This is a genomic window from Paenibacillus sp. JSM ZJ436, from assembly GCF_044383795.1.
Taxonomy (GTDB): domain Bacteria; phylum Bacillota; class Bacilli; order Paenibacillales; family Paenibacillaceae; genus Paenibacillus_AQ; species Paenibacillus_AQ algicola.
The window spans coordinates 20,184-44,612 of sequence record NZ_JBISEO010000018.1 but is presented as its reverse complement, the minus strand read 5'-3'; the positions used below and the strand labels follow the sequence as shown (position 1 = coordinate 44,612).

General features: G+C 49.9%; 28 protein-coding genes and 1 other annotated feature. All 28 genes read right to left on the bottom strand.

Annotation, left to right across the window (positions count from 1 at the left end):
• Positions 1-21 precede the first annotated feature (21 nt).
• Positions 22-219, bottom strand: coding sequence for a 50S ribosomal protein L29 (rpmC, locus tag ACH6EH_RS17430; protein WP_007132561.1), 198 nt, complete (start codon positions 217-219; stop codon positions 22-24).
• Entirely contained in the window at positions 209-643 is a 435-nt protein-coding gene (gene rplP / locus ACH6EH_RS17425) for a 50S ribosomal protein L16 (protein ID WP_007132562.1), read from the bottom strand. The genes rpmC and rplP overlap by 11 nt, the downstream gene beginning before the upstream one ends.
• A gap of 2 nt (positions 644-645) precedes the next feature.
• Complete coding sequence (rpsC, locus tag ACH6EH_RS17420; protein ID WP_046680965.1) at positions 646-1,311, bottom strand: 30S ribosomal protein S3; 666 nt, start codon at positions 1,309-1,311, stop codon at positions 646-648.
• Between the two features lie 13 nt (positions 1,312-1,324).
• On the bottom strand, positions 1,325-1,657 hold the full coding sequence (gene rplV / locus ACH6EH_RS17415) for a 50S ribosomal protein L22 (RefSeq protein ID WP_138227142.1): 333 nt from the start codon (positions 1,655-1,657) through the stop codon (positions 1,325-1,327).
• Positions 1,658-1,693: 36 nt separating this feature from the next.
• The gene (gene rpsS / locus ACH6EH_RS17410; protein ID WP_138227143.1) at positions 1,694-1,969 is read right to left on the bottom strand and encodes a 30S ribosomal protein S19; all 276 of its coding nucleotides are present in this window, start codon (positions 1,967-1,969) and stop codon (positions 1,694-1,696) included.
• A gap of 68 nt (positions 1,970-2,037) precedes the next feature.
• Positions 2,038-2,868, bottom strand: a complete 831-nt coding sequence (rplB, locus tag ACH6EH_RS17405) for a 50S ribosomal protein L2 (protein WP_138227144.1) — start codon at positions 2,866-2,868, stop codon at positions 2,038-2,040.
• A gap of 28 nt (positions 2,869-2,896) precedes the next feature.
• Positions 2,897-3,190 (bottom strand): 50S ribosomal protein L23, encoded by a 294-nt coding sequence (rplW, locus tag ACH6EH_RS17400; protein ID WP_138227145.1) that lies wholly within the window; start codon positions 3,188-3,190, stop codon positions 2,897-2,899.
• Positions 3,190-3,813 (bottom strand): 50S ribosomal protein L4, encoded by a 624-nt coding sequence (gene rplD, locus ACH6EH_RS17395; RefSeq protein ID WP_138227146.1) that lies wholly within the window; start codon positions 3,811-3,813, stop codon positions 3,190-3,192. Before rplD ends, rplW begins: the two co-directional genes overlap by 1 nt.
• A gap of 28 nt (positions 3,814-3,841) precedes the next feature.
• Positions 3,842-4,465, bottom strand: coding sequence for a 50S ribosomal protein L3 (gene rplC / locus ACH6EH_RS17390; protein WP_138227147.1), 624 nt, complete (start codon positions 4,463-4,465; stop codon positions 3,842-3,844).
• Positions 4,466-4,503: 38 nt separating this feature from the next.
• The gene (gene rpsJ / locus ACH6EH_RS17385; RefSeq protein WP_006676490.1) at positions 4,504-4,812 is read right to left on the bottom strand and encodes a 30S ribosomal protein S10; all 309 of its coding nucleotides are present in this window, start codon (positions 4,810-4,812) and stop codon (positions 4,504-4,506) included.
• A 355-nt stretch (positions 4,813-5,167) separates the two neighbouring features.
• Positions 5,168-6,358: an elongation factor Tu gene (tuf, locus tag ACH6EH_RS17380; protein WP_138227148.1), complete on the bottom strand. Its 1,191-nt coding sequence runs from the start codon at positions 6,356-6,358 to the stop codon at positions 5,168-5,170.
• A 99-nt stretch (positions 6,359-6,457) separates the two neighbouring features.
• Positions 6,458-8,536 carry an elongation factor G gene (gene fusA, locus ACH6EH_RS17375; RefSeq protein ID WP_138227149.1) on the bottom strand — a complete coding sequence of 693 codons (2,079 nt, stop codon included), beginning with the start codon at positions 8,534-8,536 and terminating at the stop codon, positions 6,458-6,460.
• 46 nt (positions 8,537-8,582) lie between these two features.
• A complete protein-coding gene (gene rpsG / locus ACH6EH_RS17370; RefSeq protein ID WP_138227150.1) occupies positions 8,583-9,053 on the bottom strand; it encodes a 30S ribosomal protein S7 in 471 nt (156 codons plus the stop codon).
• 50 nt (positions 9,054-9,103) lie between these two features.
• Entirely contained in the window at positions 9,104-9,523 is a 420-nt protein-coding gene (gene rpsL, locus ACH6EH_RS17365; RefSeq protein ID WP_138227151.1) for a 30S ribosomal protein S12, read from the bottom strand.
• Between the two features lie 137 nt (positions 9,524-9,660).
• Positions 9,661-9,912, bottom strand: a complete 252-nt coding sequence (locus tag ACH6EH_RS17360) for a ribosomal L7Ae/L30e/S12e/Gadd45 family protein (RefSeq protein WP_138227152.1) — start codon at positions 9,910-9,912, stop codon at positions 9,661-9,663.
• 179 nt (positions 9,913-10,091) lie between these two features.
• On the bottom strand, positions 10,092-13,703 hold the full coding sequence (gene rpoC / locus ACH6EH_RS17355) for a DNA-directed RNA polymerase subunit beta' (RefSeq protein ID WP_397333247.1): 3,612 nt from the start codon (positions 13,701-13,703) through the stop codon (positions 10,092-10,094).
• An 88-nt stretch (positions 13,704-13,791) separates the two neighbouring features.
• Positions 13,792-17,337, bottom strand: coding sequence for a DNA-directed RNA polymerase subunit beta (rpoB, locus tag ACH6EH_RS17350; protein WP_138227154.1), 3,546 nt, complete (start codon positions 17,335-17,337; stop codon positions 13,792-13,794).
• Positions 17,338-17,683: 346 nt separating this feature from the next.
• Positions 17,684-18,292: a class I SAM-dependent methyltransferase gene (locus ACH6EH_RS17345; RefSeq protein WP_397333246.1), complete on the bottom strand. Its 609-nt coding sequence runs from the start codon at positions 18,290-18,292 to the stop codon at positions 17,684-17,686.
• Positions 18,293-18,500: 208 nt separating this feature from the next.
• Complete coding sequence (gene rplL, locus ACH6EH_RS17340; protein ID WP_138227156.1) at positions 18,501-18,863, bottom strand: 50S ribosomal protein L7/L12; 363 nt, start codon at positions 18,861-18,863, stop codon at positions 18,501-18,503.
• A 62-nt stretch (positions 18,864-18,925) separates the two neighbouring features.
• Positions 18,926-19,429, bottom strand: coding sequence for a 50S ribosomal protein L10 (gene rplJ, locus ACH6EH_RS17335; RefSeq protein ID WP_138227157.1), 504 nt, complete (start codon positions 19,427-19,429; stop codon positions 18,926-18,928).
• A 52-nt stretch (positions 19,430-19,481) separates the two neighbouring features.
• Positions 19,482-19,639: a sequence feature (ribosomal protein L10 leader region), on the bottom strand.
• 68 nt (positions 19,640-19,707) lie between these two features.
• Complete coding sequence (gene rplA / locus ACH6EH_RS17330) at positions 19,708-20,400, bottom strand: 50S ribosomal protein L1 (RefSeq protein WP_138227158.1); 693 nt, start codon at positions 20,398-20,400, stop codon at positions 19,708-19,710.
• Positions 20,401-20,482: 82 nt separating this feature from the next.
• Positions 20,483-20,908: a 50S ribosomal protein L11 gene (rplK, locus tag ACH6EH_RS17325; RefSeq protein WP_138227159.1), complete on the bottom strand. Its 426-nt coding sequence runs from the start codon at positions 20,906-20,908 to the stop codon at positions 20,483-20,485.
• 65 nt (positions 20,909-20,973) lie between these two features.
• Positions 20,974-21,507, bottom strand: a complete 534-nt coding sequence (nusG, locus tag ACH6EH_RS17320) for a transcription termination/antitermination protein NusG (protein WP_138227160.1) — start codon at positions 21,505-21,507, stop codon at positions 20,974-20,976.
• Between the two features lie 21 nt (positions 21,508-21,528).
• Positions 21,529-21,720, bottom strand: coding sequence for a preprotein translocase subunit SecE (gene secE / locus ACH6EH_RS17315; RefSeq protein WP_138227161.1), 192 nt, complete (start codon positions 21,718-21,720; stop codon positions 21,529-21,531).
• Between the two features lie 21 nt (positions 21,721-21,741).
• Positions 21,742-21,891 (bottom strand): 50S ribosomal protein L33, encoded by a 150-nt coding sequence (gene rpmG, locus ACH6EH_RS17310; RefSeq protein ID WP_006212941.1) that lies wholly within the window; start codon positions 21,889-21,891, stop codon positions 21,742-21,744.
• A 378-nt stretch (positions 21,892-22,269) separates the two neighbouring features.
• Positions 22,270-22,917 (bottom strand): RNA polymerase sporulation sigma factor SigH, encoded by a 648-nt coding sequence (gene sigH / locus ACH6EH_RS17305; protein ID WP_138227162.1) that lies wholly within the window; start codon positions 22,915-22,917, stop codon positions 22,270-22,272.
• A 157-nt stretch (positions 22,918-23,074) separates the two neighbouring features.
• Positions 23,075-23,599, bottom strand: coding sequence for an NYN domain-containing protein (locus tag ACH6EH_RS17300; protein ID WP_208204487.1), 525 nt, complete (start codon positions 23,597-23,599; stop codon positions 23,075-23,077).
• A 7-nt stretch (positions 23,600-23,606) separates the two neighbouring features.
• The gene (rlmB, locus tag ACH6EH_RS17295) at positions 23,607-24,356 is read right to left on the bottom strand and encodes a 23S rRNA (guanosine(2251)-2'-O)-methyltransferase RlmB (protein ID WP_208204488.1); all 750 of its coding nucleotides are present in this window, start codon (positions 24,354-24,356) and stop codon (positions 23,607-23,609) included.
• Positions 24,357-24,429: the final 73 nt, after the last annotated feature.

Sequence of the window (24,429 nt, the reverse complement as noted above, 5' to 3'; positions counted from 1 at the left end):
CAGACAACAGGGTCTGTTTCATTAACTAATCCCAAGTTCTCTTTCACGGATCACGGTTTTAGCACGAGCTATTTCTTTGCGTACGTCACGAATCCGGGTCGGATTGTCAAGCTGACCAGTAGCCAATTGAAAACGGAGGTTAAAGAGTTCCTCTTTAAATCCGGCGATTTTTTGCTCGATTTCTGCAGTGGTCAAGTTACGCAGTTCATTAGCTTTCATTTGCTTCACCACCCACTTCTTCACGTTTCACAAACTTTGTTTTTACAGGCAGCTTGTGAGCGGCAAGACGCATCGCTTCGCGGGCGATTTCCTCAGAGACGCCTCCAAGTTCAAACATGATCTTGCCTGGCTTCACAACGGCAACCCATTTCTCAACGTTACCTTTACCGCTACCCATCCGCACTTCGAGAGGCTTTTGAGTAATCGGCTTGTCAGGGAAAATCTTGATCCATACTTTACCGCCACGGCGGATATAACGAGTCATCGCAATACGCGCAGCTTCGATCTGACGGTTCGTGATCCAGCCCGGCTCCATAGCCTGCAGACCGAATTCACCGAAGTTCAGTTCTGTACCGCCTTTAGCTTGGCCTCTCATATGGCCGCGCTGTTGCTTGCGGTGTTTTACACGTTTTGGTACCAACATGATTAGTTGCCTCCTTCCTGAGCAGCTTGTTTCTTAGCCGTAGGAAGAACCTCTCCACGATAGATCCATACTTTCACGCCGATACGGCCGTAAGTCGTATGCGCTTCTGCTGTACCGTAGTCAATGTCTGCACGAAGCGTATGAAGTGGAACAGTTCCTTCACTGTAGCCTTCCGTACGAGCGATCTCGGCGCCGCCAAGACGTCCGCTGACCGATGTTTTGATCCCTTTAGCTCCGGCACGCATAGTTCTTTGGATTGCTTGCTTCAAAGCACGACGGAACGATACACGACGCTCCAGCTGTTGTGCAATGCTCTCGGCAACAAGAATTGCGTCGATCTCAGGGTTTTTGATTTCGGAAATGTTGATGTGGACTTTTTTGCCGCCAGCGATTTTAGTCACTTGACCGCGCAGTACTTCAACCTCCGAACCACCTTTACCGATAACCATACCTGGTTTCGCAGTATGGATGGTTACGTTCACGCGATTCGCTGCTCTCTCGATCTCGATACGGGATACAGCGGAATCTTTCAGCTTGTTCTTCAGGTATTCACGGATTTTCACGTCTTCCAGCAAAAGATCACCGAAATCTTTGCCTGCATACCATTTGGATTCCCAGTCACGGATAATTCCGATACGGAGTCCTACTGGATTTACCTTTTGACCCACACGTTTTCCCTCCTTATTTTTCAGCTACCACCAAAGTAATATGGCTGGTGCGTTTGTTAATCCGGCTTGCACGTCCCATCGCGCGAGGGCGGAAACGTTTCATTGTCGGACCTTGGTTGACGTAAGCTTGAGTTACGACCAGCTTGCTAACGTCCAAAGAATAGTTATGCTCAGCGTTTGCGATCGCCGAGTTCAGCAGCTTCTCTACAACCGGTGAAGCAGCTTTCGGAGTGTGACGAAGAATTGCAATTGCTTCGCCGACCTGCTTACCGCGGATCAAGTCAACTACCAGTTGAGCTTTACGAGGAGCGATCCGAATCGATTTTACATGTGCTTTTGCTTCCATGGGTTTAACCTCCTCTCAAACAAAGAGCTATCAAAATTATCTTCTGGTTTTCTTATCGTCTTCATGACCTTTGTAGGTACGGGTTGGCGCGAACTCGCCCAACTTGTGTCCTACCATGTCTTCCGTTACGTATACTGGCACGTGTTTACGGCCATCGTATACTCCGAATGTGTGACCGATAAATTGCGGGAAAATCGTGGAGCGGCGGGACCAGGTTTTAATTACAACCTTTTTCTCCGTGCTGTTCAGCTCCTCCACTTTTTTGAGCAGATATCCGTCAATGAAAGGTCCTTTTTTCAAACTACGGCTCATATGGTAATCCTCCCTTCACCAAATTGTCTCGTCACTCGCACGTGACACGAAGTTATGCACAATGTGTATTACTTCGTGCGGCGGCGAACGATATATTTGTCAGAAGCTTTTCCTTTTTTACGAGTCTTCGCACCCAGGGTTGGTTTACCCCATGGAGACATTGGAGACTTACGTCCGATTGGAGCGCGGCCTTCACCACCACCGTGAGGGTGATCGTTAGGGTTCATTACAACACCGCGAACTTCAGGACGTTGACCCAGCCAGCGGCTACGGCCTGCTTTACCGATCTTGATCAGCTCATGATCGCCGTTACCAACGGAGCCGATTGTCGCGCGGCAGGTTTTCAGGATGTGACGTACTTCACCGGAAGTCAGACGAATTGTAACATACTTTTCTTCCTTACCGAGAAGCTGTGCTTCAGTACCGGCTGCACGAACCAGCTGTCCGCCTTTACCTGGTTGAAGCTCGATGTTGTGGATAACGGTACCGACCGGAATGTTCTCCAGTGGAAGTGCGTTACCGATCTTGATGTCAGCACCAGCGCCGGAAACGACCTGGTCTCCAACCTTCAAGCCTTTAGGAGCGATGATATAACGCTTCTCACCGTCTGCATAATGGATCAGAGCGATGTTGGAAGTACGGTTTGGATCGTATTCGATAGTAGCAACGCGACCTGGAATGCCGTCCTTCGTACGCTTAAAGTCGATGATACGGTATTTACGCTTATGTCCGCCGCCATGGTGACGAACTGTAATTTTACCTTGGTTGTTGCGGCCTGCTGTTTTGCTCAGAGGCGCCAGCAACGATTTCTCCGGCTGGTTTGTTGTGATTTCTTCAAACGTCGACACGGACATGTTGCGTCGAGCCGGGGATGTCGGTTTATACTTTTTAATAGGCACTGTGTTTCCCTCCTAACTTTACAGATTTTTATTCAACTGCTTCAAAAAACTCAAGCGGCTTGCTGTCAGCAGTAAGAGTTACGATAGCTTTCTTCCATTCCGATGTGTAACCGGAGTGACGGCCATAACGCTTCGGCTTCGCAGGAACACGCATGGTGTTAACGTTCGAAACTTTTACGTTGAAAATGGATTCAACAGCTTTCTTGATCTCCGTCTTGTTCGCACGAATGTCTACTTCAAAAGCATATTTCAGCTCAGCCATGTAGTCAGCCGTACGTTCCGTGATCACTGGGCGCTTAATGATATCGCGAGGATCCTTCATTACGCGAGCACCTCCTCTACCTTCTGGACTGCTTCTTTCGTAATGATCAGTTGATCGTACGTCAGTACGTCAAGAACATTAATGCCATCAGCCGCTACAAACTTCACACCAGGGATGTTACGAGCGGACAAGGCTACATTGTCATCATAGCTAGGAGCCACGATCAGAGCTTTGCTTCCCACTTTCAGGTTGCTGAGAATGTTAGCAAACTCTTTGGTCTTTGGAGCGTTCATTGTCAGCTGATCCAGCACGATGATGCTGTTATCCTGTACTTTCGAGGAAAGCGCGGATTTGATCGCTAGACGACGAACCTTCTTCGGCAATTTAAAGGAATAGCTGCGTGGAGTCGGTCCAAATACGACGCCGCCGCCTTTCCATTGCGGTGAACGGATCGAACCTTGACGGGCACGACCAGTACCTTTCTGTTTCCACGGCTTGCGTCCGCCGCCGCGTACTTCAGAACGTCCTTTAACTTTGTGTGTACCACGGCGCAGGGAAGCACGCTGCAGCAATACTGCGCTGTGCAGAACATGAGCGTTAGGCTCGATTCCGAAGACGGAATCATTCAGTTCCACTTCACCCACTTGGCTGCCGTCGATACTAAAAAGTGCTACTTTAGGCATTGATTGTTCCTCCTTTCTTCAGGCGAGATTACTTCTTCACCGTTTCTTTAATTTGTACATAGCCTTTCTTAGGTCCTGGAATGGAACCTTTCACGAGCAGTACGTTGCGCTCTGTATCTACACGAACGACTTCAAGCTTCTGAATTGTTACAGTGTTATGGCCCATGTGACCTGGCAGGCGCTTGCCTTTAGGAACACGGTTCGCTTGAATGGAACCCATGGAGCCCGGACGGCGGTGATAACGGGAACCGTGGGACATAGGTCCGCGGCTTTGGCCCCAGCGCTTGATAACACCTTGGAATCCTTTACCTTTAGAAATACCGGTTACGTCAACAAACTCGCCTTCAGCGAAGACATCAGCCTTCAGCTCTTGGCCAACCTCGACAGACGCGAGGTCAACACCGCGAATTTCGCGAACGTAGCGCTTAGGTGCAGTGTTAGCTTTTTTCGCATGTCCTGCCTCTGGCTTGTTGGCGTTCTTTTCTTTCTTGTCAGAGAATCCGACCTGAATCGCTTCGTAGCCGTCGTTCTCGAGATCTTTCTTTTGCAAAACAACACAAGGACCTGCTTCGATAACAGTAACAGGAATTACATTACCTTCAGCGGTAAATACTTGAGTCATTCCGAGCTTTCTCCCTAAGATACCTTTCATGTTGACACCTCTTTTCTCTTCTCAATAAATTTCGTATATTACAGCTTGATTTCGATATCTACACCGGACGGCAGGTCCAAGCGCATCAAGGCATCCACAGTTTGTGGAGTCGGGTTCACAATGTCGATCAGACGCTTATGTGTGCGCATCTCGAACTGTTCCCGAGAATCCTTGTACTTGTGTACCGCACGGAGAATGGTAATTACTTGTTTCTCAGTTGGCAATGGGATCGGACCAGATACGCCGGCACCCGAACGCTTTGCTGTTTCAACAATTTTCTCAGCGGATTGATCAAGAATTCTGTGGTCGTAAGCTTTCAAACGAATACGGATTTTTTGCTTTGCCATTTTATTTTCCCTCCTTCTATCGCCCAATTTGGTATCGGACATACTCCGTGAAAATTTTCTAACCACCTGCTCCATGGCAAAGGGGCCGGGTGTGTCAGTAACCTCTCACATCATCGCAACGTCGCAGAACAACATTCATTATTATATAGAATAGATAGGCTCAATGCAAGCTTTTCTTTATAATTTATCTTTACCGTTTTATCTGGCAGGAATACACTTCCAAACAAAGCTAAAGATCTCAGCAGATTTTCATTAAAAAAGAGTCTGGCTGCTAAGCCAGACTCTTCTACGGGACATCACATTGTTGCTCGTTCCAGTACACTGTTGCTTTATAATCAGACGTTAAGTCTTTATATTACTTAATGATTGTAGCTACGGAACCCGCACCTACTGTACGACCGCCTTCACGAATGGAGAACTTAGTTCCTTCTTCAATCGCGATTGGGGAGATCAGGTTAACCGTTACAGTGATGTTATCACCAGGCATAACCATTTCTGCGCCTTCTGGCAGGTTGATAACGCCAGTTACGTCAGTTGTACGGAAGTAGAACTGTGGACGGTAGCCAGTGAAGAAAGGCTTATGACGTCCGCCCTCTTCTTTGCTCAGCACGTACACTTGAGCAGTGAACTCAGTGTGCGGCTTAACGGAAGCTGGCTTTGCCAGTACTTGACCACGCTCGATTTGAGTACGGTCTACACCGCGCAGCAGTGCGCCGATGTTGTCGCCCGCTTGAGCGGAATCCAGCAATTTACGGAACATTTCAACGCCCGTAACAACGGATTTCTTAGTTTCTTCTTGAATACCAACGATTTCGATCTCGTCGCCGACTTTAACAGTACCACGCTCTACACGACCTGTAGCAACGGTACCACGACCAGTGATGGAGAATACGTCCTCGACAGGCATCAGGAAAGGCTTGTCAGTGTCGCGCTCTGGAAGAGGGATGTACTCATCGATCGTTTTGAACATTTCAACGATCTTTTGAGCCCATTCGCCATCCGGATTCGTCAGCGCTTCACGAGCAGAACCACGAGTGATTGGAGTATCGTCGCCTGGGAAGTCATACTCGCTCAGGAGATCGCGAACTTCCATTTCTACCAGTTCCAGAAGCTCTTCGTCTTCAACCATGTCGCATTTGTTCAGGAATACGACGATGTAAGGAACGCCTACCTGACGGGACAGCAGGATGTGCTCACGAGTTTGCGGCATTGGGCCGTCAGCTGCGGATACAACCAGGATTGCTCCGTCCATTTGAGCTGCACCAGTGATCATGTTTTTAACATAGTCAGCGTGACCTGGGCAGTCAACGTGTGCATAGTGACGGTTGTCAGTTTCGTACTCTACGTGTGCAGTAGAGATTGTGATACCGCGCTCGCGCTCTTCTGGAGCTTTATCGATTTGATCGAATGCTACAGCAGCACCGCCGTAAGTTTTGGACAGTACAGTTGTGATTGCTGCAGTCAGCGTAGTTTTACCATGGTCGACGTGACCGATAGTACCGATGTTAACATGGGGTTTCGTACGTTCGTATTTAGCCTTTGCCATTTGAACAATTCCTCCTTAAGGGGATATATATGTTTGGGCCGGTTGGGAGCTGCGGCAACGATGAAGTTTCCGCCCTCCGCTCCGACAGGTAAAACGTTATTATTCTCCGCCTTTGTTCTTGGACACGATTTCTTCGGAGATGTTCTTCGGAACTTCTTCATAATGAGAGAGTTCCATGGAGAACACACCGCGTCCTTGTGTACCGGAACGCAGGGTTGTGGAGTAACCGAACATTTCGGACAGAGGCACCTTCGCACGGATAATTTGAGCGCCACCGCGAGCATCCATACCTTCGATGCGTCCACGACGGGAGTTCAGCATACCCATTACGTCGCCCATGTATTCCTCAGGGACGGTAACTTCCACTTTCATGATTGGCTCAAGCAGGACAGGCTTACACTTGTCTTTAGCTGCTTTCAATGCCATGGAGCCGGCGATTTTAAACGCCATTTCGTTGGAATCGACATCATGGTAGGAACCGTCAACAATCGTTGCCTTAACGTCAACGAGAGGGAAGCCGGCGAGTACACCGTTCTTCATTTGCTCCTCAATCCCTTGCTGTGCAGGACCAACATATTCTCTAGGTACGGAACCGCCGACAATCTTGCTCTCGAACTGGTTGCCAGTACCCGGCTCCAGAGGTTCGAACTCAACCCAAACGTGACCGTATTGACCACGACCACCGGACTGACGAACGAATTTACCCTCAACGCGACCTGGGGTGCGGAAGGTTTCACGGTAAGCAACCTGTGGTTTACCCACATTGGTCTCTACCTTGAACTCACGACGCATACGGTCGATGATGATATCCAAGTGAAGCTCACCCATACCTGCAAGAATCGTTTGACCGGTTTCTTCATCAGTATGAGCACGGAGAGTTGGATCCTCTTCCGTCAATTTACCAAGAGCGACACCCATCTTGTCCTGGTCCGCTTTGGTCTTTGGCTCCACAGCGATCTCGATTACTGGATCCGGGAAGTTCATGGATTCCAGAATAACCGGATTCTTCTCATCACACAGTGTATCACCTGTGCCTGTATCTTTCAAACCTACAGCTGCTGCGATATCTCCGGAGTATACTTCAGAGATTTCTTGACGGCTGTTCGCGTGCATTTGAAGGATACGTCCGATCCGCTCGCGCTTGCCTTTAGTAGCATTCAATACGTATGAACCGGATTGCAGAATACCGGAGTATACGCGGAAGAATGTCAGTTTACCCACATAAGGGTCCGTCATAATCTTGAACGCCAGAGCCGAGAACGGCTGGTCGTCACCAGACTTACGGATTGCTTCTGTTCCGTCTTCCAGTGTACCTTTAATGTCTGGTACGTCAACTGGAGCCGGCAGATAGTCAATAACTGCATCCAGCATCAGCTGAACACCTTTGTTGCGGTAAGATGAGCCGCAAATCACTGGGAAGATCTTAACCTCTACTACACCTCTACGAAGAGCACCTTTCAGCTCAGCTATGGAGATTTCTTCTCCTTCGAGGTATTTCATGGTCAGCTCTTCATCCAGTTCTGCAACCTTCTCGATCAGCTCATTGCGGAGCTCTTCTACCTGATCCTTGTAGTCCGCTGGAATTTCAGCTTCTTCGATATTTTGGCCGAGGTCATCCTTATACATATAAGCTTTTTCCTCAACGATATCGATGATTCCTACAAAGTCAGACTCAGCGCCGATTGGCAACTGAATAGCTACCGCATTCGCTTGCAGACGGTCTCTCATGTCTTTCACAACATTCAGGTAGTCCGCGCCGATGATGTCCATCTTGTTCACGTATGCGATCCGCGGAACGCCGTAGCGGTCTGCTTGTCTCCATACGGTCTCGGACTGAGGCTCTACGCCCTCTTTAGCACTGAATACACCTACTGCCCCATCCAATACACGAAGGGAACGTTCAACTTCTACTGTGAAGTCAACGTGTCCCGGGGTGTCGATAATATTAACGCGATGACCTTTCCATTGAGCGGTAGTCGCAGCGGAAGTAATCGTGATCCCGCGCTCCTGTTCCTGCTCCATCCAGTCCATTGTAGCCGCACCCTCGTGAACTTCACCGATTTTGTGCGTACGGCCTGTGTAGAACAAGATCCGCTCTGTGGTGGTCGTCTTACCAGCGTCAATATGCGCCATGATCCCGATATTACGTGTATTTTTCAAGGAGAACTCTCTTGCCATGACAATAGTCTCCCTTCAAAATTGAAGTTTTATGAACGGCTTAATCCTACCAACGGTAGTGAGCAAACGCTTTGTTCGCTTCAGCCATTTTGTGCGTGTCTTCGCGTTTCTTAACAGAAGCGCCTGTGTTGTTGGAAGCATCGATAATCTCAGCCGCCAAACGCTCTTCCATTGTCTTCTCGCCGCGGTTGCGGGAGTAGTTTACGAGCCAACGTAATCCCAGGGATGTACGTCTTTCAGGTTTAACTTCGATCGGCACCTGGTAGTTTGCACCGCCGACACGGCGTGCTTTAACTTCCAATACTGGCATGATGTTCTTGATGGCTGCTTCAAACACTTCCATCGGATCATTGCCGGTACGCTGCTGGATCAGGTTGAATGCGTTGTAAAGGATGCTTTGTGCTACACCTCTTTTACCATCCAGCATAATGCGGTTGATCAGACGAGTAACCAGCTTGCTGTTATAAACCGGATCTGGCAGCACGTCTCTTTTAGTAACTGGACCTTTGCGTGGCATGGATATCCCCCTTTCTTTATGTTAAGCTAGCTTGTTGATGGTTGTATGAATTAGCTCTTCGCTTTAGGACGCTTCGCGCCGTACTTGGAACGAGCCTGCATCCGGTTGTTCACACCAGCGGTATCAAGTGCGCCGCGAACGATGTGGTAACGTACACCCGGAAGGTCTTTTACTTTACCGCCACGAACCAGTACTACACTGTGCTCCTGCAGGTTATGACCGATACCCGGAATGTAAGCTGTAACCTCGATACGGTTAGTCAAGCGTACACGCGCGTATTTACGAAGCGCGGAGTTCGGCTTCTTCGGCGTCATTGTACCTACACGAGTACAAACACCGCGTTTTTGCGGAGCGCTCAAATCGGTTTCCTCACGTTTCAAAGCGTTGAAGCCTTTTTGCAGAGCCGGAGATTTCGATTTGTAAACTTTAGCTTGACGACCTTTACGGACCAGTTGGTTAATTGTTGGCATGCTGCCACCCCCTTCCTCAATTTGTCATTCAGTTACAAACCTGATTTAAGTCCACAGACCCAGGCGGTTCATAAAAGAACAAATGAAAAGTTTTTGCCGACAGAAGTGACCTCCTGCAACAAAAACAGTTTCTTAACCTAAGATTTCAAGACTGCTGACATCGCAGCACCGACTTCGATTCCGCACGCCTCGCCGAGTTGCCTCGTTGTTGGCACATACGTTATATCCACACCATGCTTCTGACACAGGGATACAATCTTCGTTATCAAACGCTTGTCGCAATCTTCGGCTACATATACCTCAGCAGCCTGACCGTTCTCCACGGCCTTCATGGTTTGCTTCGTACCGATCTTCAGTTGAGCGTCCTGCCATTTCTTATCACCAGACACGAACATACCCTCCAAAAGAACAGGAATAGAGCTGATGCTCAAGCACCTTTGCTATATTAGCATCTGCATATAGCGATGTCAAGCATTTATATAATTACAGTTAGAATTTAAGAGGCTGGGCTGCAGCTGCCGGATTTCGTGCCGCTGCAGCCGCCTCTTTGGATTCTATTCAGTGCAGATTACTCCGCGTTTACACTTTCCAGCTCTTGGTTGTCCGAGACTTCGTCCTGGCCTTCAAACTTCACACTGCGGTAACGGTTCATACCTGTTCCTGCAGGGATCAGCTTACCAATGATTACATTCTCTTTCAGACCGAGCAGCTGGTCAACTTTGCCCTTGATTGCAGCATCTGTCAGTACGCGGGTTGTCTCCTGGAAGGAGGCCGCGGACAGGAATGAATCTGTCTCCAGAGATGCCTTGGTAATACCGAGCAGCACCGGCTTCGCCACTGCCGGCTCTTTACCCGACAGGATCGCCACCTTGTTCGCAGACTCATATTCGTGCAGATCCACGAAGGAGCCTGGAAGCAGGCTGGTATCTCCCGCGTCAACGATGCGGAATTTACGCAGCATCTGGCGGATCATGACTTCCACGTGCTTATCGTTAATTTCTACGCCCTGGTTCCGGTATACGCGCTGAACTTCCTGAAGGATATAGTTCTGCACGCCGCGGATTCCTTTAATGCGCAGCATTTCTTTAGGGTCAATTGAGCCCTCGGTCAATTCATCCCCGGCTTCGATTTGTTTGCCTTCGCTTACGCGCAGACGGGAACCGTAGGTGACAGAATACACCTTGGTCTCCGCTTCACCCTGGATCTCAATCTCGCGGCGGTCCTTGGTTTCACGGATTTCTTTCACGACTCCGTCAATCTCACTGATGGTAGCCTGACCTTTCGGATTCCGGGCCTCAAACAGCTCCTGAATACGCGGAAGACCCTGCGTGATATCATCACCCGCTACGCCCCCGGTATGGAACGTACGCATCGTGAGCTGGGTTCCCGGCTCCCCGATGGATTGGGCTGCGATAATACCTACAGCTTCGCCAATTTCCACAAATTTGCCGGTAGCCAGGTTGCGGCCGTAGCATTTTTTGCAGACGCCGTGACGGGCACGACAGCTTAGAATAGACCGGATTTGAAGCTTCTCGACGCCAGCTTTTACGATAGCATCTGCCTTATCGGAGTCAATAAGCTCATTACGGTTCACGAGAATTTCTCCTGTTTCCGGATGACGAACGGTTTCAAAGGAATAACGTCCTTCAATCCGATCATACAGATCCTCGATTACTTCCTTACCGTCCTGAATCCGGCTTACAGTGAAGCCTTTATCCGTGCTGCACTCATCTTCACGTACAATGACATCCTGGGCCACGTCAACCAGACGACGGGTAAGGTAACCGGAATCCGCTGTACGCAGCGCCGTATCGGCCAGACCTTTACGCGCACCGTGCGTGGACAGGAAGTACTCGAGTACCGTCAGACCTTCACGGAAGTTCGATTTGATCGGCAATTCAATGATTCGTCCGGACGGGTTCGCCATCAGACCGCGCATACCGCCGAGCTGTGTGATCTGGGATTTGTTACCCCGTGCCTTGGAATCTACCATGAGCATGATGGAGTTGAAGCGGTCCATCGACTTCATGAGCACTTCGGTAATATCATCCTTCGCCTTGGACCAGATATCAATAACGCGGTCATAGCGCTCTTCATTTGTAATCAGACCACGGCGGTACTGATTCATAACGACGCTGACCTTATCGTCAGATTCCTTCAGAATCTCGTTCTTCTCATCCGGTACAATAACGTCGGATACTGCAACAGTGACGCCTGCACGTGTGGAATACGTAAAGCCGAGCTGCTTGATTTTATCCAAAATCACAGAGGTCTCGGTTGTATGATACGTTTCAAAGCAGCGTGCAATGATTTGACCCAGGTATTCTTTGCCAACTGCCCCGCTGATTGGCAGGTTCTGAATAACCTCCTGGATGTCAGCGCCTTTTTCATATACAAAGAACTTCTCCGGAGTGCCCTGGAACAGATTCTCACGAGTCGGTTCGTTGATATAAGGGAAGGTTGCCGGGTAAATTTCGTTAAAAATAATCTTCCCGACCGTTGTCACGAGCATAGCCTGCTGCTGCTTATCGGTAAAGCTGGTTTTGCCCAATGCCTTCACCGGAATGGCTACGCGTGCATGCAGTCCTGCAGCACCACGCTGATAAGCGGACACTGCTTCGTTGACACTACCCAGAATCATGCCGGTGCCTTTTTCCTCTTTGTTGTCCATCGTGAGGTAGAAGGAGCCGAGAACCATATCCTGGGACGGAGTCACGACTGGCTTGCCGTCTTTCGGGTTCAAAATGTTACCGGAGGCCAGCATCAGCAGACGCGCCTCTGCTTGAGCTTCCGCCGAGAGCGGTACGTGCACCGCCATCTGGTCACCGTCAAAGTCGGCGTTGTAGGCCGTACATACGAGCGGATGCAGACGGATTGCATGACCCTCTACCAGAATCGGCTCGAACGCCTGGATTCCGAGTCTATGCAGAGTTGGGGCACGGTTCAGCAGAACCGGATGCTCCTTAATAACTTCTTCAAGAACGTCCCACACCTCAGGGCTTACGCGTTCTACCTTGCGTTTAGCACTCTTGATGTTGTGGGCAAGACCCTTGTTCACGAGCTCTTTCATCACAAAAGGCTTGAACAGCTCCAGTGCCATCTTCTTCGGTAGGCCGCACTGATACATTTTGAGGTAAGGACCGACTACGATAACCGAACGGCCGGAGTAGTCTACCCGCTTACCCAGCAGATTCTGACGGAAACGGCCCTGCTTACCCTTCAGCATATGGCTGAGAGATTTCAAAGGACGGTTGCCGGGACCGGTTACCGGACGACCACGGCGTCCGTTGTCAATGAGGGCGTCTACCGCTTCCTGCAGCATCCGCTTCTCATTCTGAACGATAATATCCGGCGCACCCAGGTCCAAAAGACGCTTCAGACGGTTGTTCCGGTTAATGACGCGGCGATACAAATCATTCAGGTCCGATGTCGCAAAACGTCCACCGTCCAGCTGAACCATCGGGCGCAGCTCCGGCGGAATGACCGGAAGCACATCCATAACCATCCACTCCGGATTGTTACCGGAGTTACGGAAGGCCTCAATAACCTCCAGCCGTTTGATCGCACGGTTACGGCGCTGCCCTTGAGCGGTACGCAGCTCTTCTTTCAAGAACTCCAGCTCTTTATCAATGTCCAGGTCCTGCAGAAGCTTCTTCACAGCCTCGGCACCCATACCAGCCTGGAATCCGTACCCGTACTTCTCACGGTAGCTGCGGTATTCCTTCTCGGACAGCAGCTGTTTTCTTTCGAGAGGTGTATCACCTGGGTCAGTCACGACATACGAAGCGAAATAAATAATTTCCTCCAGGGATCGTGGAGACATATCCAGCGCAAGGCCCATCCGGCTCGGAATGCCTTTAAAGTACCAGATATGAGATACAGGAGCAGCGAGCTCGATATGGCCCATGCGTTCGCGGCGAACCTTCGCGCGAGTAACCTCAACGCCGCAGCGATCGCACACAACGCCTTTATAACGAACGCGCTTATACTTGCCGCAATGACATTCCCAGTCCTTCTGAGGACCAAAAATACGTTCGCAGAACAAGCCTTCCTTCTCCGGCTTCAATGTACGGTAGTTAATCGTTTCCGGCTTCTTGACTTCACCTCGGGACCAAGAACGAATCTTCTCCGGGGAAGCCAGGCCGATTTTCATGTACTCAAAATTGTTAACATCCAACAAGGAGCAACCCTCCTCAACCTAGTCCTAGTTATATGGCTTTCACTCACAACACCACCGCCGGCTGTTCACCGGCGGGGTGGCATGACAATTATTCTACTCCGACTTCCGCACCTTCCAGGTTGAGGCTCAGCTTATCGTTGCCGCCCTCATCCTCGTCGTCCAGCTCTTTCATTTCGATCTCCTGCTCGTCCTCGCTCAGGATTTTGACATCCATACCGAGGGACTGAAGCTCCTTGATCAATACTTTGAACGACTCCGGAACTCCCGGCTCCGGTACATTCTCGCCCTTGACGATAGACTCGTAAGTCTTCACACGACCAACCACGTCATCGGACTTGACGGTGAGGATTTCCTGAAGGGTATATGCAGCACCATAGGCTTCCAGTGCCCATACCTCCATCTCCCCGAAACGCTGACCGCCGAACTGAGCTTTACCACCCAGCGGCTGCTGTGTAACGAGAGAGTAAGGACCCGTGGAACGGGCGTGAATCTTATCGTCAACCATGTGCGCGAGCTTGATCATGTGCATGACGCCAACGGTAACCTCGCGCTCAAAGCGCTCTCCCGTACGTCCGTCATACAGCACGGTCTTACCATTGCGCTGCATGCCTGCTTCTTCCATCGTATCGAACACGTCGTACTCGCTGGCACCGTCAAATACCGGGGTCGCGACATGGATTCCCAGCTGCAGCGCAGCCATACCCAAGTGAACCTCCAGCACCTGTCCGATGTTCATCCGGGAAGGTACCCCCAGCGGGTTAAGAACAACCTGTACCGGCGTGCCGTCTGGAAGGAAAGGCATATCCTCTTCCGGCAAAATCCGCGCCACGACACCCTTGTTACCATGGCGTCCGGCCATCTTATCGCCTTCCGAGATCTTCCGTTTCTGAGCAATATACACGCGCACCAGCTGATTCACGCCCGGAGGCAGCTCATCGCCGTTCTCGCGAGTAAACACCTTAACATCCACGATAATCCCGTCACTACCATGCGGTACGCGGAGCGATGTATCACGGACTTCACGAGCCTTCTCACCAAAGATTGCGTGCAGGAGGCGTTCCTCTGCTGTCAGCTCTGTAACACCCTTAGGCGTTACTTTACCAACGAGAATGTCGCCCGCGCTGATTTCTGCTCCGATGCGAATAATACCGCGCTCATCCAGGTTCTTCAGTGCTTCTTCCCCGACGTTCGGAATATCCCGTGTGATCTCTTCCGGACCGAGCTTCGTATCCCGTGCTTCAGACTCATATTCTTCAATATGAATGGATGTGTAAACATCCTCTTTCACGAGTTTCTCGGAGAGCAGGATTGCATCCTCATAGTTGTAGCCTTCCCAAGTCATGAAAGCAACGACTACGTTACGGCCCAGTGCCAGTTCACCCATCTCCGTGGATGGACCGTCCGCCAGGATGTCACCCTTCTGGATCACGTCACCGCGCTGTACGATCGGGCGCTGGTTAATGCAGGTACCTTGGTTCGAACGCATAAATTTGTGTAATTTATACTTAACGATATCGCCTTTGACCTCTTGACCGTCTACCGATTCAACTCGGCGCAGCCAGATCTCGTTCGCAGACGAACGCTCAATAATTCCATCGTATTTGGATACAATACATACACCGGAATCCTTCGCGGATTTATGTTCCATTCCCGTTCCTACCAGCGGAGCTTTAGGAATCAACAGAGGTACAGCCTGACGCTGCATGTTCGATCCCATCAGTGCGCGGTTGGAGTCATCGTTCTCCAGGAACGGAATAAGCGCGGTCGCTACAGATACAACCTGCTTCGGTGAAACGTCCATGTAGTCTACACGTTCACTTGGCATTGGCAAAATGTTATCCGACTGCTTATTGTAACGGACAATAACCATATCGTCCCTAAACTTGCTCTCTTCTGTCAATTCCGCATTAGCCTGGGCCACGACATAGTTATCCTCTTCGTCCGCGGTCAAGTAATCAATCTGCGTGGTCACTTGTCCGGTCTTCGGATCTACCCAGCGATACGGCGCTTCAATAAAGCCGTACTCGTTAATGCGGGCAAAGGTCGAAAGGGAGTTGATCAGACCAATGTTCGGTCCCTCCGGGGTTTCAATCGGACACATCCGGCCGTAGTGACTGTGATGGACGTCCCGCACTTCAAAGCCGGCACGTTCCCGAGTCAAACCGCCCGGTCCGAGTGCAGACAGACGACGCTTATGCGTCAGCTCTGCCAGCGGATTCGTCTGGTCCATAAACTGTGACAGCTGAGAGCTTCCGAAGAATTCCTTAATCGATGCGATAACCGGGCGAATGTTGATCAGCGCCTGAGGCGTAATCACACTAGCGTCCTGAATGGACATTCTCTCCCGTACTACGCGCTCCATACGGGATAAACCGATACGGAATTGATTCTGCAGCAGCTCACCCACAGAACGAAGACGACGGTTGCCCAGATGGTCAATATCATCCGTATCGCCGATGCCATGCAGCAGGTTAATGAAATAGCTGATCGAAGAAATGATGTCCGCTTGGGTAATGTGCTTTACGGATTTGTCGATAATTCCGTTCGCAATAACCTTAACGACCTTGCCGTCCTCAAACGGGGAGAACACATCAATAGTCTGAAGCGGAATATCATCGCTTTCCATTACGCCACCGGCAACATGATAGGTTTTGAAGCCTACATTGTTCTCCAGGTACGGAATGATTTCATCCAGCAGACGGCGATCCACGGTTTGACCCGCTTCAGCGATAATTTCACCCGTCTCTGTATCAACCAGACTTTCAGCCAGACGCTGGTTAAACAGTCGGTTCTTGATATGGAGCTTCTTGTTAATCTTATAGCGGCCTACATTCGCCAGGTCATAACGCTTCGGATCGAAGAAACGTGCGACGAGCAGGCTCTTTGCATTCTCCAGCGTCGGCGGTTCGCCTGGACGGAGACGTTCATAGATCTCAATGAGCGCCTTCTCTGTAGAATCTGTATTATCTTTATCCAGGGTATTGCGAATGTACTCGTCATTGCCCAGCAGGTCCAGAATTTCGGCATCCGTGCCAAAACCCAGAGCGCGAAGCAGCACCGTCACTGGAATTTTGCGTGTACGGTCGATCCGGACATAAACGATGTCCTTCGCATCCGTTTCAAGCTCCAGCCAGGCACCACGGTTCGGAATAACGGTAGCGGTGTATGTTTTCTTTCCGTTTTTGTCCACTTTAGTGCTGAAATAGACGCTGGGAGAGCGAACCAACTGGCTGACAATGACCCGTTCGGCACCGTTAATGATGAATGTTCCGGTTTCCGTCATCAGCGGGAAATCTCCCATGAACACTTCCTGCTCCTTGACTTCTCCTGTCTCCTTGTTGATGAGACGAACCTTTACGCGGAGCGGCGCCGCATAAGTAACGTCGCGTTCTTTCGCGTCATCGACGGTATATTTCGGTTCTCCGAGGCTGTAGTCAATAAACTCCAGCACCAAGTTTCCTGTAAAGTCCTGAATTGGCGAGATGTCCTGAAACATTTCGCGAAGTCCTTCCTCCAAAAACCATTCGTAGGATTTTTGTTGGATCTCAATCAGGTTCGGAACTTCGAGTACCTCGTTAATACGTGCATAACTTCGCCGAGTGCGTCGACCATATTGAACAAGATGTCCTGCCAACTTAAACTCACCCCTCATGTCTACTCACTTTTAAAAATACATTGCGAACCTCTGTTTGTAACACTATAATGGAACATACAGAGGATACTCCCATAAATAGAGAAAAGCCCTTATCGAAGACGTTTCGAAAAAAGAGCAGCTTATCCATGGTTATGATAATCATCTCATATCCAGTAGATTTGCCCAAAATGTACATATTATACGTCAACACGACTGACTTTATTCAGCCTTTGTCATGTCAAGGCTTGACATTTCAGCAAACTACAGATAAAGAGACCATCCTAATACTGACATTTTATAATAATACCACAATGAACAAGCCGGGTCAATGCCCAGTTTGTTGCATTTACGTTGTCGCTTTAACGGCCCTGAGGATACGGTATCCCTTATCCTTGGTCACTTCCTCTACTTGCTGAAACAGACTTTCCAGCTTGGCTCTCGCAGATGGAGCGCCCTGCTTCTTCTGAATGACGATCCACAGCGCCCCGCCGTCCCGAAGATGGCGATACGCTTCTTCAAAAATAGTATGCACTGTTTCTTTGCCTGCACGGATCGGCGGATTGGTCAGCACGACATCAAAGGCTTCGCCTTGAATAGACGAGAACAAATCACTCTCCAGGATGGTGACATTGCCAATCCCGTTCAGAGCAGCATTCTCCTTCGCCAGTTCAACAGCCCGGCTGTTCACATCTATCATCGTGACATGCCCGGTAGAGGCGAGCTTTGCTGCAGACAAGCCGATGGGCCCGTAGCCGCAGCCCACATCCAGCACCTTAGCCTGTGCCGGAAATTCCATGGCTTCAATCAAGACCTTACTGCCGTAATCGATTCCCCCTTTGGAGAACACCCCCGCGTCACTGATGAAGCTCAGCTTCGTACCGCGAAGAACAACATCCAGCTTTCGCCGATCATGACCCGACTCCGGATTGTTAGAATAGTAATGCTGATTCGGCATAATCTCTCCTTCTCACACCTTCCGAAATCATCCTATCAACCTCTTAGCACCCTCGGGCCGAAAAATGCCTGCATAGTTTCAGTATACCCGAATGCAGCAAGCCATATTCTAGCTGAATCAGCTTCCCGTGGCTGCCTATAATAACAAACCCCTTGAACCGAAATTCAAGGGGTTTGGTCATTTCAATCACAAGCTTTGGAGAAATGAATTACTTCACTTCTACTGCAGCGCCTGCTTCTTCCAGCTTCGCTTTAACAGCTTCAGCGTCTTCTTTGGATACTTTTTCTTTCAGTGGCTTCGGTGCGTTGTCAACCAGTTCTTTCGCTTCTTTCAGGCCAAGACCTGTGATTTCGCGAACAACTTTGATTACGTTGATTTTGGACGCGCCTGCGGAGTTCAGGATTACGTCGAACTCAGTTTGCTCAGCTTCAGCTGCTGCTGCGCCGCCACCAGCTACTGCAACTGGAGCTGCAGCAGTTACGCCGAATTCTTCTTCGATTGCTTTAACCAGATCGTTCAGTTCCAGAACGGACATACCTTTAATTGCTTCCAAGATTTGCTCTTTGCTCATTTGGGTTGAACCTCCATTTATATTAGGTTTATTGGTTTTATACTGCTAGGTGAACAGGAAGCTTACGCTCCTTGCTCTTCTTTCTCGGCCACAGCTTTAACTGCAAGCGCGAAGTTGCGAACTGGCGCTTGAAGCACGCTGAGGAGCATGGAGAGGAGACCTTCGCGAGAAGGAAGCTCTGCCAGTGCCTTGATCTCTTCCGTGCTGATTACACGGCCTTCAACAACGGCACCCTTCAATTTCAATGCGTCGTTCTTCTTGGCGAAATCATTCAGGATTTTAGCCGCAGCAACAGCATCGTCTTTGCTGAATGCAATCGCGGTAGGTCCTGTCAGCGCTTCGTCCAGCTCAGTCAGCTCTGCAGCTGCTGTCGCACGACGAAGCAGTGTGTTCTTCAATACTTGAAATTCGATGCCGGCTTCACGAAGCTGCTTACGCAGTTCAGTTACTTGGGCAACGTTCAGTCCACGATAGTCCGCTACAACGGTCGATACGCTTTCGCGCAGCTTGGAAGTAACCGCGTCCACCGCTTCCTGCTTGGATTGAATCACTTTTGCGTTTGCCAATATTTACACCTCCTGATTGTATGGTTAGCTGGAAAGTCACACTTCCCATCCTACGGGCATCAAAAAAGCCTCCGTAGAATCACGAAGGCCTGATGAATCATCCCTATACCGAATCATCGGCATAGCTGTTGACGTTCTATCATAACACCTCGGTAGGAGATTAAGCCTGCTAACGGCACCTACTGTCTACGGTAAGCATATTCGAATGTAATAACAAGTCATCTTCATGACAACTGTTACAGCATATCAATGTCCATGACAAAAGTCAATGGTAATTATTATCTGTAACTAGCTGTGCTCACGCGTGCGCTAGGTCCCATCGTCGAAGAGATCGCGATGTTCTTCAGGTATACACCTTTAGCAGCCGCTGGCTTCGCGCGGTTCAGAGCGTCAACCAAAGCTTTCAGGTTGTCGTTCAGTTGAGCCGCATCAAAGGACACTTTACCGATTGGCGCGTGGATTTGACCTGCTTTGTCCAGACGATACTCGATTTTACCGGCTTTAATTTCTTGAACAGCCTTGGCAACATCAAAAGTAACCGTTCCGGCTTTAGGGTTAGGCATCAGACCTTTACCGCCGAGCAGACGGCCCAATTTACCTACTTCACTCATCATATCAGGTGTAGCTACGCAGACGTCGAATTCGAACCAGCCCTGTTGGATTTTGTTGATCATGTCCTGATCGCCAACAAAATCAGCGCCAGCCGCTTCGGCTTCCTTCGCCTTTTCACCTTTTGCAAATACCAGTACGCGCTGTGTTTTACCCGTGCCGTGAGGCAGGACTACAACACCGCGGACAGCCTGGTCTTGTTTACGCGGGTCAACGCCCAAACGTACAGCCGCTTCGACCGTCTCGTCGAATTTGGCAGTTGCGGCCTTCTTCACCAGTTCAACGGCTTCCAAAGGCTCGTAAGTTGCTTCGCTGTTAATCAGCTTGGCAGCTTCGGCATATTTCTTACCATGTTTAGCCATGTTAAATGTTCCTCCTTTGTGGTATTAGCGGAATGTCCTCCCACATATTCCGGATCAAGTCCGGGGTAAAGATCAATAGAACCTAGTCTTCAACTGTAATACCCATACTGCGGGCAGTACCTTCAACCATCAGCATTGCAGCTTCAACAGATGCAGCGTTCAGGTCTTCCATCTTTTGCTCCGCGATTTGACGCACTGCGTCACGCTTTACCGTTGCAACCTTCTTCTTGTTCGGTTCGCCGGATCCTTTTTCGATCTTAGCAGCAACCTTCAGCAGAACAGCAGCCGGTGGAGTTTTGGTGATGAATGTAAAGGAACGATCCTCGAATACCGAGATTTCAACCGGGATAATGAGGCCAGCCTGATCAGCAGTACGAGCGTTGAATTCTTTACAGAATGCCATGATGTTGACACCCGCTTGACCCAATGCCGGACCTACTGGAGGAGCTGGATTCGCTTTACCTGCAGGAATTTGCAGTTTAACAACCTTGATTACCTTTTTAGCCATGTGAGACACCTCCTTGCATCAATAGTGGTACTCGGACGCCTTGTAGCGCCCTCCCACAAGAAACCTTATATCTTCTCCACTTGAGTATAATCCAACTCCAGCGGGGTTTCCCGTCCAAACATGTTGACGTGCACCTTCAGCTTACTCTTCTCAACCAAGATTTCTTCCACGGAGCCCACAAAATTCGCAAAAGGACCTACCTTGATCCGAACGGATTCCTTGATGTCGAACTCGATCTTCGGCTTCGGTTCTGCCATGCCCATATGCTTCAGAATCTGTTCTACCTCTTCTGGAAGCAAAGCTGTGGGTTTGGAGCCCGAACCTGTCGATCCGACAAATCCCGTTACCCCAGGCGTGTTGCGAACAACATACCAGGAGTCATCCGTTTGAATCATTTCGACCAAGACATATCCCGGGTAAACTTTACGCATGACGGTCTTCTTCTTACCGTCCTTGTCTACCACTTCTTCTTCCATCGGAACAAGAACGCGGAATATTTTGTCCTCCATGCCCATGGACTCGACGCGTTTTTCCAAATTGGCTTTGACCTTATTCTCATACCCAGAGTAGGTATGAACTACGTACCATCTTTTTTCCATATCAAGCCACCTGGGACCCTTCTAAATTATCGCTTCGATCACAGCGGAGATGCCGATGTCTAGAACCCAAAAATAAACAGTGACAAACGCAATGGTGCCGATAACGATCAACGTGTAGTTTGTCAATTCTTTACGATTGGGCCAGCGAACTTTTTTAAGTTCACCCCAGCTTTCAGAGAAAAAGGAAAACAGAGACTTGAAACCACGTTTCACGCCGACTACACCTCCAAAAAACTATCTGGTTTCGCGATGAGGAGTTTGCTCGTTACAGAACTTGCAAAATTTCTTCATCTCCATGCGGTCGGGGTGATTTCGCTTGTTTTTGGTGGTTGTGTAGTTTCTTTGTTTGCAGCTTGTACAAGCCAAAGTGATAATTACCCGCATGATGTACACCTCCCGAAGACGTCCTTCTTCATCAGAAGAACCGATATTAATCCTAGTAGAAATACCGGCTATCCGAATAAAGACGGATCACCAATATTCCCGCGGAACATAAGCCTGCACAAATAAAAAAAATCCGTGCCTGCTCATATTCTGAATAAACCGCTAGAGCTTTAGGTGCTCCTGCGATCATTCATGAAAACGCGAATTTAGGCCTACCTGAAACACTTTATCACATGGAACTCGCCATTTCAAGCCTTTTTCTCTCTGATCCCAAGGATGCATTACTTTCCATTATGGTCAATCTCGCTCCAGATGAAACCTTTGCAAGAGCCCACACTAACAAAAAAAGGCCCGAATCCGAGCCTTCCCCTTCCACAATCAATGATCCCGCACCTCTAAATATCGCTCCAGCTTTCGCTTTACACGCTGAAGGGCGTTATCAATCGACTTAACATGACGACTTAAATCCACGGCAATTTCCTGATAAGAGCGGCCGTCCAAATAGAGCATGAGTACTTTGCGTTCAAGGTCGCTCAGAATTTCTGACATCTTGTCTTCCAGCCCGACAAACTCTTCCTGGTTAATAATTAACTCTTCCGGATCACACACCGCCGTGCCGCAAATGACATCCAGCAGCGTCCGGTCCGAATCCTCATCATAAATCGGCTTGTCCAAGGATACATAGGAGTTCAGAGGAATATGCTTCTGACGCGTAGCCGTCTTGATGGCTGTAATGATCTGCCGTGTAATGCACAGCTCCGCAAACGCTTTAAATGAGGACAGCTTGTCTCCCTTGAAATCCCGAATAGCCTTGTACAGGCCAATCATGCCTTCCTGAACGATGTCCTCCCGGTCGGCGCCGATAAGAAAGTAAGAGCGCGCCTTGGCACGAACAAAATTCCGGTACTTATTGATCAGATATTCCAACGCCCCGATTTCACCTTCACGGACCGCCTCGACAATGTCTTCATCACTAGCAACATCATACCTCGACAATAATATGACTTCCTTGAGGTCGACACTCAATAGAATCCCTCCGGCCCGGAACGCACGGTAGCCCGTCACTCGCTTGAAATATATGACAAGTATATATGATGCCTTTCAGACCGTCAACCACAGTATCCCTGTTTTAGAACATTAATAACATAACTGTAAAGTGCTGCTTGATGTCTTTAAACGCTCTTTATTTCTCACGCCGCCAGCGCTCCAGCTGTTGAAGAATGTTATCGGAAACCTTGCCTTCCAGGGTGTTTCGCTGTGAACGCTCCCGGTCCTCTCTGATCCGGCGCTTTACCTCCTGCTCGCTTTGCTCGATCTGGCTTAGCAGCTCCCGTGCCGGAATCCGCAGCGCGCCCAGCGCAAAAATAACATGCTGCTCCATGAGATCGCTGGTCGCGACATAGATCTTGCGGCGACGATGGCTGAACTCCACTACCAGGCGCTCGATGCACTCATCAGCGGTTTCTTTTTCCTTGGTGAAATACACCTGCACCTTCCCCTGCGTAAACGACTTGCCGATCCCCGGCACCAGATAAGCATCAAAAATCGCAATAACGCGCAGTCCCGAAAAAGCCTGATAGTCCGCCAGCCTCTCCAACAGGCCATCCCGCGCCTCCTGCATGCTGACCTTGGCAAGCTTCGCCAGAAAGGGCCAGCCGCCGATCATATTATAGCCGTCGACCAGCAGTACATCCCGCCAATCGGCCATCTTCCCGTTACCCCTTGGCGCGGCGGCGGCGGAGCACCTCGTACATAATGACTCCTGCCGCTACGGAAGCGTTGAGGGAGTTGATCTGTCCGGACATCGGAAGCTTGACCAGCACGTCGCATTTCTCCCGGATCAGCCGCCCCATGCCTTTGCCTTCGTTGCCAATGACAATAGCAACCGGTCCGTCGAATACCGTCGATTCAAAAAGATCCTCTGCTGCATCCACGGCTGTGCCTACAATCCATACGCCCATTTCCTTAAGCTGCTCAATCGTCTGCGCAAGATTCGTCACGCGGGCAACAGGAACGTACTCTACTGCTCCGGCCGAGGTTTTGGATACCGTGGCTGTCACCTGGGCAGACCGGCGCTTGGGCAGAACGACGCCGTGAACGCCCGTGCAGTCTGCGGTTCTCAGGATGGAGCCCAGATTGTGAGGATCCTCGATCTCATCGAGAAGCAAAAGGAAGGGCGCTTCCCCCTTCTCTTCAGCACGCTTGAGCAGGTCATCCAGCTCTGCGTACGCGTATGGGGCTGCCTGGGCTACAACACCCTGGTGCTGCACGCCGGGCACCATCTGGTCCAGCTTGCGCTTGTCCACATTTTGGATGACGATCCCCGCTTTTCTGGCTTCAGCAATGATGGGCTGCGTCAGATGCTTTTGTGCATTTTCAGCAATCCATATTTTATTGATGGTGCGTCCCGAACGGAGCGCCTCTGTTACCGAGTGCTTCCCGGCAATGATTTCTTCTTCCTGCATAACAGCTTCCTCCTGATGCCTGCCAATGCTGCGAGTGCTGCAGGTCGGCGGCTGGGTTATTTCATGATTCGAC